This is a genomic window from Leptodesmis sp. (assembly GCF_052746595.1).
The window spans coordinates 1-18,706 of record NZ_JBRAGO010000087.1; the positions used below are offsets into that span (position 1 = coordinate 1).

The following is an 18,706-nucleotide window of genomic DNA, read 5'->3' on the forward strand; positions in this document are numbered from 1 at the left end:
TCTTGGGAAGCCCGCACCGTATGCGTAGCATTGGTGTCGGGAGGATGTCACTCAAGTGATGCAGCAAATTGATGAGGAACTTTATGCTGAAATTCGAGAACGGCGGCAAGCATTTGATCCCTCTCGTAGTGATATTCTGACCCTGCTACTGGCGGCACGGGATGAAACCGGACAACCAATGACCGATGTAGAATTGCGGGATGAACTTATGACGCTGCTGTTAGCTGGCCATGAAACAACAGCTACGGCTATTACCTGGGCCATCTACTGGATTCATTTCTTACCTGCCGTAAAAGCGAAACTGCTAGCGGAATTAGCATCACTGGGAAAGAATCTGGATTTAGGGGCGATTGTACACCTGCCCTATCTTAGTGCCATCTGTTATGAAACCCTGCGAATTTACCCAATCGCCCTGATTACCCTGCCTCGTATTCTCAAGGCGCCAATGGAGATTGGTGGATATCAGTTTGAGCCAGAGTCACTGCTGGTTCCCTGTATTTATCTGGTACATCAGCGTCCAGATCTGTACCCGGAACCCACAACCTTTAGGCCCGAACGCTTCTTGGAACGTCAATTCTCGCCTTACGAGTACTTTCCCTTCGGTGGTAGCAATCGTCGCTGTATTGGGGCTGCATTTGCCTTATATGAAATGAAGTTGGTGCTGGCCACGCTGCTAACTCGCTATGAATTAACCCTGGCAGAAGCCAAACCTATCGTTCCCATTCGCCGAGGCGTAACCACAGCTCCCAAAGGTGGTGTAAAACTGATGTCGAAAGGCCAGCGTCCTGCTGTCAGTACTTCTATTGGATCTTTATGTCAGACCTGATCAAAGTCTTTGTCTACGGCACGCTCAAACCCGGAGAAGTGAAGCATTCCCTTTGTGTAAACCAGGCTGCAGCGCCATACCCTGCGATCGTCCAGGGGCAACTTTACCATCTACCCCTTGGCTATCCAGCTATGACTCTGGATAAAGCTGGGATTGTGCATGGATTCGTGTTGTCATTTTCTGATTCCGCCATCCTCCAGACGCTGGATGAGTATGAGCAGCATGCCCCTGAATATTTTCAGGAGCATGCACCAGATTTATCTCTAGAAGCTCATCAATACCGCCGTTTACAAATTGCCACGTTCCATCTTGACCACTCCCCGCTGGATCTTGCCTGGTGCTATGTGATGACCTCCCAACAAATTACTGCATTGAGAGGTCGTTGGGTGGCCAGCGGAGACTGGACTCGAAATTGGGCCAATTAGGAATCCGTTTCGTTTTAGCGAATGGTGCTATTCGAGGGATTGAACGTCTCATCAGCCCCTGATTGAGAAGATGAGGAAGATGCAGGAATAGAGATTAAAGGCTTATCTAGAGCCACCAGCAGAGGTTCTGCAGGAGAATCATTGGCTGGTTGCTGAGTTTCTTGACGAGTCTGAGCCAGTTGCGGTACAGGAGCGCGATCTCCCAAAAACACACTGGATACTGCCCCAATCACCACGGCTGCGATCGCGATGCCGCCCCAGACAAGCGCACGGCGAGGGCGACGATCAACACGAGCCAGCACAGAATCTACGGTTCTCTCAACAGAACACTCATCAGAGATTGGGACAGGCATGGCTTGAAAGGACTGCCTAAGTTTAAGCAACCGTTCGTATAGTCGCTGCACAGTGGGGTCATTACTCAGCCAGTCTTCAACTTGACGGCGTTCGTCGGCGGTGACTTCGCCATCCATATAAGCGCTTAACAATTCAAAGCGATCGCGGTGCATCACATCTAAAGCTCGTGGAGAAGAATTCAAGTTCCCAGACATGGCGGCCTGAGGGTTGAAGTTAGGAGGGTCAAAATTGGACGTCATTGCAACATCACTTTTTGTGTAAGGAGTACACCCAGCTTTTGATCAAACAGAATAAACAATCTAGCTCAGAAACACAAACCGTTTCAAGACAGATCGGGATTCCAACTTCAGACAGATCTAACCTTTCCCAATTGTACAATTGCTCTCGATTAAATGCCGTCAAGATAATTTTGCAATTGGGACTGGAGTCGGAGCCGTGCCCTGGCAATTCGAGATTTCACGGTTCCTAAAGAAACCCCCGTAATTTCAGCAATCTCTTCATAGGCCATTCCCTGAATTTCCCGTAGTACGATCGTAGTCCGAAAAGCTTCGGGCAGGTCGGCGATCGCGTCTCGCAACTGGTCGTAAAACTCCTGAGTGGTCAGATTTTCGTCAGGACCGGGGGTTTCGGAGGCAAGTTCCCATTCCATCTCCCCATCATCCATTGATAGTGGCGCATCTAACGACAGCGGACTGGCCGTCCGTTTGCGTTTCCGCAACTCGTCATAAAACAAATTTGTGGCGATCCGACTTAACCAGCCCCGGAATTTTTCCGGTTCATTCAGCCGTTGGATATTGCGATAGACTCGGATCCACACCTCCTGGGTCAGGTCGGCGCGATCGTGCCAGTCTGGTGCTAGATGATACAAAACCCGTTCAACATTGGGTTGATACCGACGCATTAACTCTGCAAAGGCAGCTTTATCAGGGCGATGTCCAGCTTGACACTGCAGAATCAAATCGTAATTAGAGAGTTTGTCTGCTTGCACTGAAACTTGGGAAGCCGTCGGTTCTACCGTTGACCAGGATAGCCGAAGAGAGTGACTCATGGGCGGAATTTCGCTCTTAAACATTCCGTTGTCCATGACGCTTCCGGTGAAATGAATGTTCCTGTCGGAGGTGGCGTGAATTGTAAAGTATTTGTAAGGAAGCTATTAGACAGGTTCAAACCAGCATCCTAAAAATGCTTGACAGCCTGAGCAGCCTGAGTGCTTGTCTTATTGGTTGGTAGCAGGTTTTGATGGTTCTGGATCGCTAAGGGACGGTTAAACCCTGTCAATAAGATAAGCGAGATCGTCAAGAGTGCGGCTGTCACCAATTTGTTGAACATACTTGCTGCCCCCGTCACAAACCAGACCTTCTGGAGAAAAGTCTTTTACAAAGACGGAATACAGTGCCTGCTGTTGACATTCCGCATCTTTGTTCAACCTTTACTTAGTTCTAGCCCTGGAGTGCATAAGGTTGCTTGAGGATAGCCCCAAGCAACCTCAAGATAGGATAAACATTCCCCAAAGCTTTGGAAAAGCGTTTCAGAAAATATCCTGAAAATTTGTTGCTCAAGATGATGGAGTGGCGACGGATTGTTGCTCCGTGTATTCTGCAACAATCTGGCGGAACTCATCCCCTTCGATCGTTTCCTTATCCAGCAAAACATCCACCAGCCGATCAACCAAGGGCCGATTTTCCCGGATCAGACGACGGGCTTCCTGATAACAATGCATGGCAATTTCCCGCACCTGGCGATCGATTTGAGTCGCTACTTCCTCGGAATATTCTGAGCGAGCCATTAAGTTACGGCCTAAGAATACTTCGTTGCCAGAGGATTCAAAGGCGACGAGCCCTAATTCAGACATACCGTAGCGAGTCACCATTTCGCGGGCCAGTTCTGCCACTGACTTGATATCCCCACTGGCTCCTGCCGTGACTTCAGCAGGGCCAAAGACTTCCTCTTCAGCCGCGCGTCCCCCTAGGGCTATCGTAATTCGATCGGTTAACCAAGCACGAGTATACAGACCACTATCGATCATGTCTTCGTTGAAGGATTGCTGGGCAAAACCACCTACTCCCCCCGATCGCGGAATAATCGTCACTTTATTGAGGGGATCCGCATTTTTTAGTAGCGTCATCAGCAACGCATGACCAACTTCGTGATAGGCAATCAGTCGCTTTTTCTTACTGTCTAACAACGGGGTCAGGGTCAGACCGATCGTGACGCGATCAATCGCATCATCAATTTCCAGCATCGTGATCGCTTCCTTGCGACGACGGGCTGTGAGAATTGCCGCTTCATTCAACAAATTGGCCAGATCTGCCCCCGCAAATCCGGGAGTGCGACGGGCGATTGCTTCCAGAGACACATCAGGGGCTAGACGCTTGTTGCGGGCATGAACTTCCAGAATTCCCAGTCGTCCGTTATAGGAAGGTAAATCTACGGTAATTTGGCGATCGAACCGACCGGGGCGTAATAACGCGGAATCTAGCACGTCGGGACGGTTGGTGGCGGCAATAATGATGATGCCAGTATTGCCTTCAAACCCATCCATCTCTGTTAGCAACTGGTTGAGAGTTTGTTCTCGTTCGTCGTTGCCACCGCCAATTCCGGCTCCTCGTTGCCGACCCACGGCATCAATTTCATCAATAAAGATGATGCAGGGGGCATTTTCTTTCGCTTTCTTGAACAGATCACGAACGCGGGAAGCCCCCACCCCAACGAACATCTCCACAAACTCGGAACCAGAGATACTAAAGAAGGGAACTCCGGCTTCCCCAGCGATCGCCTTGGCCAGTAAGGTTTTACCTGTTCCCGGAGGGCCAATCAACAGCACTCCTTTGGGAATCCGGGCACCGACAGCCGTGAATTTCTCCGGTTTTTTCAGGAAAGTAACCACTTCCTGGAGTTCTTCCTTGGCCTCTTCAATTCCGGCGACATCATCAAACATGACTCCTGTTTTCGCTTCCATCTGAAAGCGGGCACGGGATTTGCCAAAGTTTAATGCCTGCCCTGGCCCTCCAGGAGAGTTGGCAGACCGTCGAATAATCATCAGCAAGCCGCCCAGCAGCAGCAGGAACAAGAACAATTGAGCCATAAGACCCACAATCGCTCCATTATCTACTGAGTCTTTAATGGCTAAAGGCACTTTGTTCTGTCGCGCCCGCTCAAACAGAATGTTATTTTCTTCAAACAGAGGGACTTCTTTCGGTGGTTCTTCTCGCTTCTGGTCTTCCAGTGTCACCCGCGCCACCCGCTGTACCCGATCGATCTCAATTGCTTTGACCTTACCACTGTCGATATCTCGCAACAGGTCGCTATAGCTCATCGGCTCACGATTAGCGTTTGCACTCGCCAGAGCAGGAACAGTCAGGCTGAGTCCCTGAGCAATGACAAAAAATGCGGTGATGAAGCCTTTAGCAGCTTTACCACGAATAGACGATCGCTGAGCCAGAGAGTGTGTGCGGGAACCTTTCATACCTGCTTGCCTTTTGAATGCTCCCTATCTTCCCGCTAGAAAACCCCCTTGCTTGAGGCGTTCCGGGAATGTAACAGGGTCCTTAAATGTTAGTGTAACCTGCTTCTATCCTAGTCGACTGGGATCCTTCATCTAGAGCCATTCAAACTTAACCGTTTCCAGCTTAGTTGCCCTGCCGCATCTAAATGCCAGCGTAGGAAATGGGCGGGTTGCTGCTGATATGTTGTGGGCAGTTCGATCGCCTGCCGAGGTGCAGTGGTAGCCAGTGCGATCGCTGTATCCACCGGACAAATTTCCCACTGGCTGAGATTCTGAACCCCTATCAGCAATGGCAATGTCGTACCGGACAACGTTCCATCGAGCAAGCGAGCCGTTCCTTGAGTGACCTCAATCTGGCGAGTATCCCAGGGATAAAGGCCATCGGGAAGCCCCAGAGGAGCAAGTGCGTCACTGACCAGAAACACCCCTCGATCGTACTGAGCAGCCCGCAACAAAATATCAATCATGATGGGAGACACATGCTGACCATCTGCAATCAGACCACAGTAGACACGGGAATCAACGATCGCGGCTCCCAACAACCCCGGTTCCCGATGGTGCAATGGTGGCATGGCATTAAAGGCATGAGTCACCATCCTGGCTCCCTGGTCAAAGGCTTGCTGAGCCTGGGTTGCCGTTGCCATTGAATGACCTAGACTCACGGTAATTCCCAGCGATCGCAGGTAGGGAATCACCTGACCTGATTCATCTAATTCCGGTGCGAGGGTGATGACTCTCACCAGACTGGCATAATCTCCCAAGACTCGTTTAACGTTGTCCACTGTGAGCGGCTGCAGATGCTCTACGGGATGGGCACCTCGCTTTTGGGGATTCAGAAACGGCCCTTCGAGATGAACACCCAGCATAGCAGCGATCGGAGTGGTGCATGGTGCATGGTGCATGGTGAATTCTGCAAGAGTGGCCAGCGATCGCTGGATATTATCAACGGAGGTTGTCACCAGAGTTGGCAGAAAGGCATCAATACCCTGCTCCCAGAGAAACTTACTGATCGGTGCCAGCTTGTCAATAGTTTGCTCATTCAAATCAGGAAAAGTCAGCCCTAGCCCTCCATTAATCTGGAGATCAACTCCTCCCAGTGAAAGCCAGTCGCCTGCAATATCTAATATCTTGGTTTCTGCACTTGCTGGATCTACTGCGGAGATCACTTGAGGCTGAATTGAAGTAACCTTACCGTCTGCGATCGCAATTTGCTGTAACCCTTCGTACCCAATCAACCGAGCATTCTGAAGTATCCAACCATTCATTAATTTCTCCTTCCTAATTCCCAATTTTATTCTCCCCCTGCCTCTTTGCTTCCTAGCCTACCGCATGGTTAAAGCTCAGCCATTTGTGAAGCTCTGTCCGCCAAAAAACCTAATTTTGCTGACAGCAAAAGTGTCTGGGTTTCCGCTATTAGTAGCAGCGGGAATAATAAACTCGGCATGAATTGGTCAAGCGATCAGAACATAAAAATGACAGAATATAGATACTTAAATTGAATTCTGTTATTCATCATTTCAAACCCAGTAAATAGATGAACAAGTATCAAATGGGATGCAGTCAGAGCAATATTTTAATTGTAGATGACCTGCCTGATAATGTTGGCCTCCTTTATAGGGTATTGAGGCAGAAAGGCTTTAATGTCATGACCGCTCATAGTGGAGAAGAAGCACTTTCCACAATATTGACTTGCTTGCCAGATCTAATCCTAGTTGATATTGGAATGCCTTACATGGATGGCTACGAAGTGTGCCACATTCTAAAAGTAAATCCCCGGACAAAAGATATTCCGATTATTTTTGTAACAGCTTTTGAACAAATACTAAATAAGGTTAAAGCCTTTGAAATGGGTGGGGTTGATTACATTACCAAACCTTTTGAAACAGCGAAGGTGCTGGCTCGGGTAGAACTTCACTTATCGCTACGGCGGCTACAGCAGCAATTGGAAGCCCAGAATGAGTTATTGCGCCGAGAAGTTCGCGATCGCATGGCTATAGAAGCCGCCTTGCAAGCTGCAAATCAGGAATTTCAGCGCTTGGCTCATCAGGATAGTCTGACTCAAATCGCCAACCGTCGTTGCTTTGATCTTTGTTTGAATCAAGAATGGCGCAGACTGATGCGGGAAGTACAACCACTATCCTTGATTCTCTGCGATGTCGATTTCTTTAAAGCCTATAACGATACCTATGGTCATCAAGCAGGGGACAATTGCCTGCGTCGAATTGCTAGTGCGATTGCAACAGCGGTTAAACGTCCAAGTGATGTAGTGGCCCGCTATGGCGGAGAAGAGTTTGTTCTCATTCTGCCTAATACCCCTGCTTCAGGGGCTTTGTATGTTGCCCAAGAGATTCAAGAGGCGGTCCGAGCCTTAGAACTGGTTCATGCAGGCTCCCAAATCAGCCCCTACATCACCTTGAGTATGGGAGTTACGGCGGTTATTCCAAAAGCCAATCTATCCCCAATGTCTCTCATCGCTGCAGCCGATCGCGCCCTCTATCGAGCTAAATTGGCGGGACGCGATCGCATCAGCTTAGAAGAAGTTGGGCTGCGATCGGATCACCCTCATGTCCTTGGAGATCAGCCAAATGTATAGTGTTTCCTGCACTATGGCTCATCTTCAATGCCTGCTCTCGCATTGTACCGGGATAAAAGAGTAGCAATGAACTCTGCAGCCGTGATCAATTGAGGGGAACCTGGAGAGCTAGGAGAAAACCACCAGCCCTGCGTGGTTTCTGGCGATCGCCAGAGGTTTAAATGATCAACGGCTGGTTCTGCATAAAAACCATCCTGCCCCGCTCCCAGTAAAGCAGAACTCCAGTGGGTGAAATAATCATGGCTGAGCCGATGTATGGGAAAATCCCCAATCAGTGGCACCCCCCAGCCATCCACCGCAATCAAGGCAGCGATTGTTCCTCCCATTAATCGCCAACTCCAGGCTGTTGCGATTGCACCCACTACCCCGGCACTGAAGCTAATAATGGCAACGGTTTGATTTAGCCAATCTTGCAGATGTATGGCCCTCAACTGATCATACAAAAACCAACTGATATGAAGAGCTGAATAGGCAGGATAGCGATCGGTCGGAAAGATCAACCAGGTAACAGCAGTTTCACCCATGACTTTCTGCAGTCCCCGTAAAAAGTCCTGAGTTGCCTGCGGATCATGAATACCGGGACAAACAATAGCATACATAAATTCTGGTGTACGTAAAAGACAAGAGCCTGGAGAAAAGCCTGGAGAAAAAAGTAGGTAATTTAAAAAGTTAATGGAGGGAAACCTCAAGCTTCCCTCCAAGCATTATCAACCAATTCGCCTGACTAACCTCTATCTCTGGGCAGGAAAGCCATCGGGTTAACAGCACCGCGCCCATTGGGGTGAACTTCAAAGTGAAGGTGCGGCCCTGTACTGTAGCCAGTGCTACCCATTTCAGCGATTTGCTGCCCTTGACTCACCTGCTGCCCCACCTGTACCAGAATCCGGCTGTTGTGGGCATACAGAGTTAAGCTACCGTCTGGGTGTTGAATTTCTACCAGATAGCCGTAGCCACCAGAGTTCCATCCAGCAGTTACCACCACTCCATCCGCTGCAGCCATGATGGGAGTGCCGACAGGGCCAGCAATGTCGATGCCTTTATGCATCCGGCCCCAACGCCAGCCAAAGCCTGAAGTGAGAACTCCTCTTGTCGGCCAAATATAGCCTTCAAATCTACCTGGAGCACCCGGCAGGTATTCGTTTCCAGGGCCTAAAGGTGGTAATTCAGGAGAAACTGTTTTACCCAACCGAGATTGAACCAGCGGATCATAGCTCTCAGAGCCTACGGAAGCTGCTGCCACTAACTGCGGTTTCGACTCAGAAGCGGCTATAGGCTGCGAGACATCTTTTGCTTGAGGAGCCTGTCCCGTCCGGATCCGCTCACGCATTTCACGAATGCGTGACTTCAGGCTGGAGTAACGCTCCGGATTAAACTCCGGATTAACGCGCTCCAAGGTTCCACCTAAGGCAATAGTAGCTGGTGTTGCTTTAGCAGAGACATTCTGGGTTTGAAGACGACTGGCTTGTGCCTGACTACTATACTTCTCACGCAATTTCTCAATTTCAGATTTGAGATTCGCAATATTGTTGGATTGAAGCAGCTTGGAATCAAAATTGGTTGCAGGTAATGTGGTTTGTGGGGCAAAGGAAGAAGCGGCTGCAACCTTTGTTTCTTGAGAAACTGCCGGAGTGATTAAAGATTGAGGTGACGAACCAGAAACATCCAGAGATTTGGGAGAATCAGGGAGAGAGGCGATCAATCCCTTAAATTTTTGTGTAGATTCTCTTGCCGACTGGCTTTGAGGAATCACCAGAACTTGATCAGGAAGGATGTAATTTGGGTTCGTAATCCGATTTGCTTGGACTAACTCTTGCAAGGTTATCCCATGAGCACGGGCGATCGTAGCCAGGGTATCTCCTCGATTAACCCGGTAATTGACTAGATCCTCAACTCCATTCTCAGGAAACGTCGATGGGTTAGAGCGAACAGTAGACTGGGGATTTCTGACAGAGCCAAAAGCGACTTTTTGATCGCTTGCAGGTAGAGCAGTGGGCAATTGGGCCTTATCAGCCTTCTGCTCCGAAGTTAGAAGACCAGGCAAATCCACTCTGGTTTCGTCTACTGACTTAGAGTTAGAACCACTTTGGGAGAGAGGTTTAACAGATGATGACTGTTCAGAGGGTAAGGTTGCCAATCCGGCGCGCAAGCTGTCTCGCTTTTGCTTGAGATTCTTGAGTGCTTCCTCTTGCTGGACTTTTAAGTTTGCGTCAACAGGAGATGGAAGAGTAGCTGGGGAGGCTGATGCGATCGGGGTACTACTTAAGCGCCCTGCTACTGGGCCGTAGTATCCGGGCAAAATTGCCGCAGTATCAGGGGTAACAAGGGCTTGAGCAATTCGGCTGTCAGTAGGGATGATCAAAACCTGACCAACCCGAAGTACAGCATCAAGGGAAAGATTATTCGCTGATGCGATTGCTGCTGCATCTGCACCATAAAAGCGAGCAACCTCCCAAAGCGTTTGACCTTCTTGGACAGTATGCTTGATTGAAAGAGGCTGTGACTCCGAGGAAGAGGCCTGAGAAGCAATAGCCTCTGGAAAAAGAGCAGCAGTCTCAAGCGAATCTGCAGGTGGTACAGTAGATTCTCCAACTGCTGGTTCAGCGGCAGTTGCGCTATCGCTTTGACTGGGAACTGACAGGTTATAGGCACCCATTGAAATGGCCAATCCAATCATTGCGGCGGAAGTACGAACCCGACGGTTATTGTCGGGAAGAGCCTGCTTTGTTTGAGCGGTTGTCGCTTCCTGCTCGTCTGCACAGGAAGGAAGAGGCTTAACCTTCTGCGGGAATGTTCGTCTCAAAAAAACGACCTCCTAAATTTCCAGCGTTTAACTGTCTTTGAGCCATTGATCTATCTCTAATCAATGATGCAAATCACATTGATAGAGAATCTGGATCACACACGGTAATTACACTTAGGCAAGATTACCCCGCTTTTTCAATTTAGACAAGTTTACACTCAACAGTAAGCATTTGTAACAAGCGCCAAACCATTGCGTCAACAGGCAGTGAAGAAATCAAAACTTTTTTGATTTTGCCAGGAATCTGCACGATTGCAGATAGATACATTCTGAAAAACGGCCTCAGACTTCTTAACAGAAATCCGCAAAAGCCTTTCAGGAAAATGGTTTGGCACCACTAAAAGCTTAAGCGGCATAACCGTCAATGGCGTAGACAGCGCAGAACGAATGTTCCGCTCACTCCAAACACTTCTCACAATTTCACCACAAAATGGGTAGTTCAGGATTCGTATATCCACCCAGGAGGTTGAAATGTAGCATGAATTTTACTGGGCGATGAAGTTTGATATAAAGCTTAAAACTACTCCGAACACGGCTCCAAATCCGTTGAAGAACAGTGCTTTTGAAAGATCAGAAAACGACTAGATCCAACAAGTTTCTGAGAGACGCTGCACAAATCGAACTGTATATGAATTTCTTATCAACTTTTCCGTATTTGGTAGTCTAGTTGACTTAAATCTTACTAGTCTCTTCACAGGTTCTATATCAATCCCAATTGGCGACGAGCTTCAAATAAACCGATCGCCACACTGACTGACAGGTTAAGGCTGCGAATTTCTGGTTGAGCCATTGGAATCCGAACAGTCTCAGCACAGGTGGCAAGAATTTTAGGAGGGAGTCCCTCTGTCTCGCTACCAAATAACAACCAGTCATCCATCTGGTATTGAAACTGCGTATAACTACATCGCCCTGAAGTGCTAAAACCAATCCATCGGCCTTTCTGGCTTTCAAAGAAAAGTTGAAATGCCGCCGCAGAGGGGTGGAACTTGAGGTTGACGTAGGGCCAATAGTCTAACCCCGCTCGTTTCAGGTAGCGATCGCTAATCTCGAAGCCCAATGGCCCAACCAGATGCAATTCAGTACAGGTAGCTGCGCAAGTACGGGCAATATTTCCAGTATTCGGTGGAATCTGGGGATGGACGAGAACAACTTTCAACATTCAGACAGTATACTCACGCAAATTTATCTCTGATAAGATGCAGGTTTTTACCAGAAATCAGATTTTTGATAGTTTTTTTTAATATCAGCTACTTTTGATGGAAACATTAGAAATTTTGATCCCCCAAAAGAGGTATTTCAAGGGAAGCTAATATTTCTTCCACTACATATTAATGCTTTCCTGGCTGTTACTCTCTTCTCTTTTTCTCTAAGGTTCTAAAAATTATTCGTTTCTTCTACTGAGGTGTTGATCGAGGTCAGATCATATTTTCTGGATGCCTATATTCTCTATATGCCTATATAGATATCTTTATATAGGTATCTTTGACGTCTTTTACTCAATCACGCCACTGACTGGAAAGCGATCGATCAGTTGAATCGCCCGGACTGCGTTGCGTTTCAGTTCTGTGGGTAGATGAGGGACATGGGGAATTTGTGAGAGGAAATCCAGGGTACGGCGCAGAATTCGCACGATGTCTCCTTCATCCAGGCTGGTATTGGCACAGAGTTCTGGCCACTCCATCCCCAGTGCCCATTGTTCCACCAGGCCGACAAACTCGTATTCCAACCAGGCTGGTAATACAACCTGAAGCCGACGCTGGCGTTGAAACAGGCGATGCCGAATGCTTCGCAGTCCGCCGAGGGCAGCTTCCACGGTGGGAGGTAAATCGTGACGAGTCCAGCTATCGGGACGGGAGACTTCTGTGACCAGGGCAGCGCAGGCCGCCGCCAGATGATGAGGCTCCAAGAGATCCAGTTCACCGGAGGTGAGAGCCAGTCCCAGCCAGAGTTCGTTATCCCCCCGAATCGCCGCCACGGATTGTCCCAGGGGGGTGGGAGTTAGATCGTTCAGGCAACCAAAGCTTTGCAGAATGTCAATCAGATCCAGGAAGGCTTCCCAGTAATGGTGCGATTGGCGATCGAGCTTCGTATAGCGGTCTTCCAGTTCATTCTGAATCGCTGTAATTCGCTTTTGCCGCTTCAAAATCGTGGCCCGATTTCCCCACTGATGCACGGGATGAGCATTAATTTGAGCTTCTACCGCTTGCAGCCGCTGCAGTTGGGTATACACTTCGGGAGCCACATCTGCCAGAGGAGGAGCTTCAGGCAGAGATTGGGCGATCGCTGCCGTTTGCTCATTGCCTTTTCGGGATTGTCCAGGTTTGAGGGGCATTTCTGGCGGGGGGTGCAGGGTATCGACCACAGCAATTCTGGGCAGTTCTCCCCGCAAATCCACCACATCGGCCACGGTTGTCACATACCAGCGGTTGTCCTTACCCAGACAGACTAAGTAAGGAAACTGACCGGCTCCTACTACCTTCGTCACCAGTACTGCTGAGAGGGGAGCCGTTATCGAACTGTGATGGCCTTTTAGATTGAGAACTGTACCTGCTACAGCAAAGGAAACGGCCATCGCCATATCGTGAGCGCGGACTTCCTCAACCTGATGCTGCAGGGTTTTAAACAGGCGGCGTTCCTCTTTCAGTCGCTCCTGCAGTTTTTCATAGTGGGCCAGTTGCTCCCAATCTACGGAAGCTAGTTGAGCTTGCAATTGAGACTGTTCGGCTTCCAGACGATCGATCGCTTCCTGTTGGGGCCGCAGATACAAGGTGGCCAGATATTGCCCAAAGCTGCGTTCTACCAATTCCTTGGCTTCATCCAGTGTGTGGGTTTGTAACAGATTCAGTACCATGCCATAACTGGGCGTAAATTGACTGACCAGGGGATCGGGGCCAACCGTCGCCAGATAGGCCGCTTCCCGTGCTCCTTCAAAGGGGGTCTGCACTGTTACCACATGACCCTGCACATCCATGCCTCGTCGTCCGGCCCGTCCAGCCATTTGCAGAAACTCGGAAGCATTTAACAGGCGATGGCCGCGATCAGTACGTTTGGACAGACTGGAAATCACCGTCGTCCGGGCTGGCATATTAATTCCAGCAGCCAGAGTTTCCGTGGCAAAAACGACCTTGATCAATCCCTGCTGAAATAATTCCTCGACCAGGCCTTTCCAGGCAGGCAGCAATCCGGCGTGGTGAGCGGCAATTCCTCGATACAGGGGATCGACCTGTCCGGCCCGGGCAACTTCCGGGTTGCGCTCCAGAAATTCGTCAATTTGTTGCTTCAGAGCCGCTGCTTCTGCTTCATTCACCAGGGAAAAATTACCAACGGTCGCAACGGCCTGATCACATCCTCGACGGCTGAAGATGAAGTAGATGGCAGGCAGCATATCTCGCTGCTGCAAGTGGGACAACACAGAAGCCAGAGAGGGGCTTTCCTGTTTGGGGCTACGGCGATCGCCATTTCCTTTCGCTCCCTTGCCTCCCTTGGGCCGCAAGCGGGGATTCATTTTTTTCTGACTGTCATCCAGTAGCGGAAACAAGCCTTTGGGCGTACAGTAGTGGAATTTCAGGGGAACGGGGCGGAAGTCAGAATAGATAAGTTCCGTTGGCCCATGTACACGATGAATCCAATCGGTTAGTTGGTCACTGTTATCTACCGTCGCGGACAGCGCTACCAGTTGAATTTCATGCGGGCAGTAAATAATAGATTCTTCCCAGACGGTGCCCCGCTGGCGATCGTTCATGTAATGGCACTCATCCAACACCACCGCTTCCACCCCAGTCAGGGAGGTGCCGACTTCGCCGATCGGGGTGCCATACAGCATATTACGAAAGATTTCAGTGGTCATCACTAAAATCGGCGCATCTCGATTGATCGAAATATCGCCTGTCAACAAGCCCACGGAGTCAAAGCCAAATATTTCACGAAAATCCCGTAGCTTCTGGTTCGACAGGGCTTTTAAGGGGGTGGTGTAGAAGACTCGCCGTTTGCCTGCCAAAGCCCGGTGGATGACATATTCTCCAATCAAGGTTTTGCCCGATCCAGTTGGCGCACAGACCACGACGGAACGGCCTGCCTCCAGAGCCGCGATCGCCTGGTGCTGGAACTCATCCAGGGGGAAGGGAAATAGCTGGCTTAGATCAAGCCTTGGTGAAGTAGGAAGGGAAGTCACACCCAAACAGTCCAAACGATGAAGGAGCGGCAAAGCGCCATTCTGGCAGGATAGAGAAAGTTCTAATGCCCAGCCCTGGTTCTATCTTAAGCATCCAGCGACGATCGCGAATGGCAATTAAACCCGGTCCAGCTAAAGAACGGCAGTTTTCCCTTCAGGAAACTGGATTCTGGGCATGGACAGGGTTTAACTCTGCAAAACATTTTGTAAATGTTCATCTTAAACTGCCGCTATTGCTTTGATAGGAAAAACTAAAAGAATAATTAAACTAAGTCCAGTTAGTAAACCGGAGTCTCTCATCAGAGAAACTGCAGGGATGGAGATGGACGAGGTCTGAATAGCGTTCAGTTTTGAAGTGCAGTATGAATGGCAAGAATTTGTAAAATCCCCTAAGGGGGATACTCATTCAATTTTTGGTAGGTTACAGTAACTAGAGAATCTTAGTTTGCTGAAACGGATGATCTACAAGTTTTGATCTCAAAGTCTTGACTTTGTAGTTCTTCTGGGGCGGCTTCCTGACCAGACCTGCTCATGCCAATCTGGCTTCTCATAATATTAATATATTCAGGGAAGTCTGCATCGTCTGCTTAAATCGTGGGTGGCCTAATTTGGAGATTAACTTGAACAGCTTTCGTAGTTCAGGTTGGTTTCTAGAACGGAGGAACCAGTGTCCTTGGGGCGAATCTCAAAAGTACCTGAGAGAGGCACCTTCCAGCCTTAGCCCGTCAGCTAACTCCGTCGGCAATGGAAGGAGTACCCGAGACTGAAGCTTTTACAGCAACCGTCGTAGGTGTCTCCTGGCAGTTACTCATCTGAATATCCTGTATTCCGGGTAGCTGTCGCCTAACCCACCTCTCGCACACACTCACTTCTGAGAGGTTTTTACTGTGGAAATTTTACCCATGCTGACCCGTCTGGAACATGCGCTCGGCTGTTCTGATCTGACCCGGCAAATGGTATTGAAACCCAATTCTGTCATGTCTTCCCGATCGCACCGGGAGGATATTAATTTGGTCGTCGGTTACACCGATTCTCCTCAAAGCCATACTGCTCTGGACTTGACCTTATGGATTGCCTATCAAACCCGGCTGGCAACCCGGAAAACTGTGACTGTTCAGGTCGTATATGTTGTTGACTCAGAACAGTCTGGCTATCGTCAGACTCGCTCTATTGATGCTGTCTGGCAAGCTGAGATGGGCGATCGCAAAGTACCGCTTTATCAGTGTGGCAATACCTTAGAGCCGATTTCATGGATTACTGAAGCCGCTGCTCCGGAACTATCCACAAAAGCCTTGGCACTGGAGGTCGCTGAACGTCGCGATCGCTCCGCTGAACGGGATACCAACTGGCAGATTCACCAATTTGAGCAGGCCGATCGGATTCTCTGGCAGGCGCGAAATCTGGCCAATGAGTGGCGCGGCTGTTTAGAAACCCATCTCCGGTTTGGTTCCGTCGCTACCGAACTGCGAGATGTAGCCCGACAAGAGTCCGCAACTGTATTAGTCGTGGGCTGCGAGTCTGCCAATCACCCAATTGTGGAAGCCCTGGGGGATGATCTGCCCTGTCCGGTGCTGGGAATTCCACCGAGAGTGTGTAGAGTTTAAGGCAGAAGCAGGCATGGTGTAGGGGTGTTCCGGCGGAATGTCTCCCTTTTGGATTGCTGAATTTGGCTGGCCCAGTCGCTAGAATTACGGATAATTTTGGGCAGTCTAACAATAACTTCATCAATCAGAGGGCAAGGGGAAGCCCTGGCCAAAGGAGTCTTTACAACATGTCTATTGAAAGTGCAAGCCGGTTTCTGGAAGCAGTAGCTTATGATGAGTCCCTGCGAGATAAGTTTGAGCAAGTTCAGTCTCCAGAGGAGTTTTTAACCCTGAGTCGGCAGTTGGGCTATAGCTTTACCACAGAAGAACTACTGGGACTGGCGAAAGAGCAAAGCCAGGGAATTATGGTACGCCGCCACACAGGGGTCTGGAAGTGGTTACGATCGGTTCACTGGCTGTAACGTTGCCGATCGCAGGCGGCTCACGATAGAGTCAGGGCAATTGACTGTGTGGTGTGGTTGACTCATGCATGTTGTTCGCTTGATCGCGGCTCTGTTTCTGACCGTTCTGTTTACGCTGATGCCTATGACTGCTGCTCAGGCTGCTAGTTTTCCTCCTAACGAGAATCTGGTCGTCGAGGGAATTCCGGCTATCCCCCTCTCCCTGGTGGATACCGTCAAACGCTATACCGAATTTCGCTCGGCCCTATTCGCCAGTTGGCATCCCATCGAGCGGGAGATGTTAATTTCTACCCGTTTCTGCAACAACGCCCAAATTCATGCGGTGCGCTTTCCCTTAGCTGCCCGTAGACAACTCACTTTTTTTACAGACCCCCCCTCTGGCGCCAGCTATCAGCCTACGACCGGAGACTATTTTGTCTTCAGTAAAGATGTTGGGGGTAATGAATTTAACCAGAACTATCGCTATGACTTGGCGACTGGAGACATTACCTTATTGACTGATGGCAAGTCGAAGAATAGTCGGGGAGTCTGGTCAAACAAGGGCGATCGCATGGCCTACACCTCCACACGGCGCACCGGGTCAGACACGGATATTTACCTGATCGATCCCACCAATCCCCAAAGCGATCGCTTACTGGCTCAGGTGGAAGGGGGCGGTTGGGCACCCCTGGACTGGTCTCCAGACGATCGCCAGTTGCTGGTGTTGCAATATGTTTCCGCGAACGAAAGCTATCTCTGGTTGATGGATGCCCAGATAGGAACCAAAACCCTGCTGACTCCTAAAGCAGGAAAAGAACCCGTAGCTTATGCCAGTGCGGCCTTTGCTAAAGATGGCCAGGGCATCTATTTAGTCAGCGATCGGGACTCCGAATTTCAGCGATTGGCCTACTTCGACCTGGCCAGCAAACGCTACACCTACCTCACGACTCAGATCAAATGGGATATTGAAGACTTTGATCTGTCCAAGGATGGCAAACTCCTGGCCTTTGTGGCCAATGAAGATGGGGCCAGTGTGTTGCACATTCTGGACACCAAAACCCGCAAAGAACGGCCATTACCCAAGTTACCCAACGGTCTGATTTTTGGCTTAAGCTGGCATCCCAACAACCAAGATCTGGGCTTTTCCATGACTTCCGCTCGATCAACTACCGACGTTTACTCTCTGAATATTAGGTCCAATAAAATCGATCGCTGGACCGAAAGCGAAACGGGCGGCCTAAACACAACCAACTTCTCGGACGCAGAACTGGTGCGCTGGAAAAGCTTTGACGGCAAAACCATCTCCGGCTTTTTGTACCGTCCACCGCAGAAATTCACTGGCAAACGTCCCGTGATTATCGATATTCATGGGGGGCCAGAAGCTCAGTTTCGTCCCGTTTTCCTAGGGCGGCAGAATTACTACCTGAATGAGTTGGGCATGGCTCTGCTATTCCCCAATGTGCGGGGTTCCACAGGCTACGGCAAAACTTTCCTGAAACTGGACAATGGTTTCCTGCGTGAAGATTCCGTGAAGGACATCGGTGCCCTTCTGGATTGGATTGCCACTCAACCAGATCTTGATGCCAGCCGGATTATGGTCACAGGTGGCAGTTACGGCGGCTATATGTCCCTGGCCGTAGCGACGAACTACAGCGATCGTATTCGAGCAGCGGTTGACATTGTTGGCATCTCTAACTTTGTCACCTTCCTGGAACGTACCGAAGGCTATCGACGGGATTTGCGACGGGTCGAATATGGCGATGAACGCGACCCCAAAATGCGAGAGTTTTTACTCAAAATCTCTCCCGTCAATAACGCTGAAAAAATTAAAAAACCCCTATTCGTGATTCACGGTCAGAACGATCCGCGGGTGCCCCTGAATGAAGCCGAACAAATTGTCGCCACTGTGCGGAAAAACAATATTCCCGTCTGGTATCTAATGGCCAAAGATGAAGGGCACGGATTTGCCAAAAAAGCCAATGCTGACTTTCAGTTCTATGCCACGGTGATGTTCGTTAAGGAATTTTTGGTGACATCCTCCCGACACC

At 49.6% G+C, this 18,706-nt stretch carries 13 protein-coding genes, 1 pseudogene and 1 riboswitch; of the genes and pseudogenes, 6 read left to right on the forward strand and 8 right to left on the reverse strand.

Annotation, left to right across the window (positions count from 1 at the left end; all coding sequences use genetic code 11):
• Window positions 1-49 precede the first annotated feature (49 nt).
• Together ACUVQO_RS17295 and ACUVQO_RS17300 are read left to right on the forward strand one after the other, a co-directional pair.
• Window positions 50-826: pseudogene (locus ACUVQO_RS17295) on the forward strand (cytochrome P450); the annotation flags it as partial.
• Window positions 814-1,251, forward strand: a complete 438-nt coding sequence (locus ACUVQO_RS17300) for a gamma-glutamylcyclotransferase family protein (protein WP_445927083.1) — start codon at window positions 814-816, stop codon at window positions 1,249-1,251. The pseudogene ACUVQO_RS17295 and the gene ACUVQO_RS17300, both read left to right, overlap by 13 nt.
• Window positions 1,252-1,265: 14 nt before the next feature.
• On the opposite strand, the gene ACUVQO_RS17305 is transcribed toward ACUVQO_RS17300, so the two are convergent.
• From ACUVQO_RS17305 to nagA, 4 genes are all read right to left on the reverse strand, one after another.
• On the reverse strand, window positions 1,266-1,844 hold the full coding sequence (locus tag ACUVQO_RS17305) for an anti-sigma factor family protein (RefSeq protein ID WP_445927084.1): 579 nt from the start codon (window positions 1,842-1,844) through the stop codon (window positions 1,266-1,268).
• 149 nt (window positions 1,845-1,993) lie between these two features.
• Window positions 1,994-2,653 (reverse strand): sigma-70 family RNA polymerase sigma factor, encoded by a 660-nt coding sequence (locus tag ACUVQO_RS17310; protein ID WP_445927085.1) that lies wholly within the window; start codon window positions 2,651-2,653, stop codon window positions 1,994-1,996.
• Window positions 2,654-3,160: 507 nt separating this feature from the next.
• A complete protein-coding gene (gene ftsH, locus ACUVQO_RS17315) occupies window positions 3,161-5,071 on the reverse strand; it encodes an ATP-dependent zinc metalloprotease FtsH (RefSeq protein ID WP_445927086.1) in 1,911 nt (636 codons plus the stop codon).
• A gap of 128 nt (window positions 5,072-5,199) precedes the next feature.
• Window positions 5,200-6,375: an N-acetylglucosamine-6-phosphate deacetylase gene (gene nagA, locus ACUVQO_RS17320; protein WP_445927087.1), complete on the reverse strand. Its 1,176-nt coding sequence runs from the start codon at window positions 6,373-6,375 to the stop codon at window positions 5,200-5,202.
• A gap of 269 nt (window positions 6,376-6,644) precedes the next feature.
• Between nagA and ACUVQO_RS17325 the strand changes: the two genes are divergently transcribed.
• The gene (locus tag ACUVQO_RS17325) at window positions 6,645-7,703 is read left to right on the forward strand and encodes a diguanylate cyclase domain-containing protein (RefSeq protein WP_445927088.1); all 1,059 of its coding nucleotides are present in this window, start codon (window positions 6,645-6,647) and stop codon (window positions 7,701-7,703) included.
• Between the two features lie 11 nt (window positions 7,704-7,714).
• On the opposite strand, the gene ACUVQO_RS17330 is transcribed toward ACUVQO_RS17325, so the two are convergent.
• The 4 genes from ACUVQO_RS17330 to ACUVQO_RS17345 all read right to left on the reverse strand — a co-directional run bounded on the left by ACUVQO_RS17330 (window position 7,715) and on the right by ACUVQO_RS17345 (window position 14,674).
• Window positions 7,715-8,302, reverse strand: a complete 588-nt coding sequence (locus ACUVQO_RS17330; RefSeq protein WP_445927089.1) for a hypothetical protein — start codon at window positions 8,300-8,302, stop codon at window positions 7,715-7,717.
• 125 nt (window positions 8,303-8,427) lie between these two features.
• Window positions 8,428-10,503: a peptidoglycan DD-metalloendopeptidase family protein gene (locus ACUVQO_RS17335; RefSeq protein ID WP_445927090.1), complete on the reverse strand. Its 2,076-nt coding sequence runs from the start codon at window positions 10,501-10,503 to the stop codon at window positions 8,428-8,430.
• Window positions 10,504-11,203: 700 nt separating this feature from the next.
• A complete protein-coding gene (locus ACUVQO_RS17340; protein ID WP_445927091.1) occupies window positions 11,204-11,662 on the reverse strand; it encodes a tRNA (cytidine(34)-2'-O)-methyltransferase in 459 nt (152 codons plus the stop codon).
• Between the two features lie 333 nt (window positions 11,663-11,995).
• The gene (locus ACUVQO_RS17345) at window positions 11,996-14,674 is read right to left on the reverse strand and encodes a DEAD/DEAH box helicase (protein ID WP_445927092.1); all 2,679 of its coding nucleotides are present in this window, start codon (window positions 14,672-14,674) and stop codon (window positions 11,996-11,998) included.
• A gap of 616 nt (window positions 14,675-15,290) precedes the next feature.
• Window positions 15,291-15,433: riboswitch (cyclic di-AMP (ydaO/yuaA leader) on the forward strand.
• 128 nt (window positions 15,434-15,561) lie between these two features.
• Between ACUVQO_RS17345 and ACUVQO_RS17350 the strand changes: the two genes are divergently transcribed.
• The 3 genes from ACUVQO_RS17350 to ACUVQO_RS17360 form a co-directional block, all read left to right on the forward strand.
• On the forward strand, window positions 15,562-16,278 hold the full coding sequence (locus ACUVQO_RS17350; RefSeq protein ID WP_445927093.1) for a universal stress protein: 717 nt from the start codon (window positions 15,562-15,564) through the stop codon (window positions 16,276-16,278).
• A 167-nt stretch (window positions 16,279-16,445) separates the two neighbouring features.
• Window positions 16,446-16,679 (forward strand): Nif11-like leader peptide family natural product precursor, encoded by a 234-nt coding sequence (locus ACUVQO_RS17355; protein ID WP_445927094.1) that lies wholly within the window; start codon window positions 16,446-16,448, stop codon window positions 16,677-16,679.
• A 64-nt stretch (window positions 16,680-16,743) separates the two neighbouring features.
• Window positions 16,744-18,706, forward strand: a 1,963-nt coding sequence (locus ACUVQO_RS17360) for a S9 family peptidase (RefSeq protein ID WP_445927095.1), incomplete at its 3' end; no start/stop codon positions are given.

Excerpts from the sequence above, each read along its gene's own strand:
- ACUVQO_RS17300 (WP_445927083.1), top strand. The coding sequence starts at position 814 with ATGTCAGACCTGATCAAAGTCTTTGTCTACGGCACGCTCAAACCCGGA.
- ACUVQO_RS17305 (WP_445927084.1), bottom strand. The coding sequence starts at position 1,844 with ATGACGTCCAATTTTGACCCTCCTAACTTCAACCCTCAGGCCGCCATG.
- ACUVQO_RS17310 (WP_445927085.1), bottom strand. The coding sequence starts at position 2,653 with ATGAGTCACTCTCTTCGGCTATCCTGGTCAACGGTAGAACCGACGGCT.
- ftsH (WP_445927086.1), bottom strand. The coding sequence starts at position 5,071 with ATGAAAGGTTCCCGCACACACTCTCTGGCTCAGCGATCGTCTATTCGT.
- nagA (WP_445927087.1), bottom strand. The coding sequence starts at position 6,375 with ATGAATGGTTGGATACTTCAGAATGCTCGGTTGATTGGGTACGAAGGG.
- ACUVQO_RS17325 (WP_445927088.1), top strand. The coding sequence starts at position 6,645 with ATGAACAAGTATCAAATGGGATGCAGTCAGAGCAATATTTTAATTGTA.
- ACUVQO_RS17330 (WP_445927089.1), bottom strand. The coding sequence starts at position 8,302 with ATGTATGCTATTGTTTGTCCCGGTATTCATGATCCGCAGGCAACTCAG.
- ACUVQO_RS17340 (WP_445927091.1), bottom strand. The coding sequence starts at position 11,662 with ATGTTGAAAGTTGTTCTCGTCCATCCCCAGATTCCACCGAATACTGGA.
- ACUVQO_RS17355 (WP_445927094.1), top strand. The coding sequence starts at position 16,446 with ATGTCTATTGAAAGTGCAAGCCGGTTTCTGGAAGCAGTAGCTTATGAT.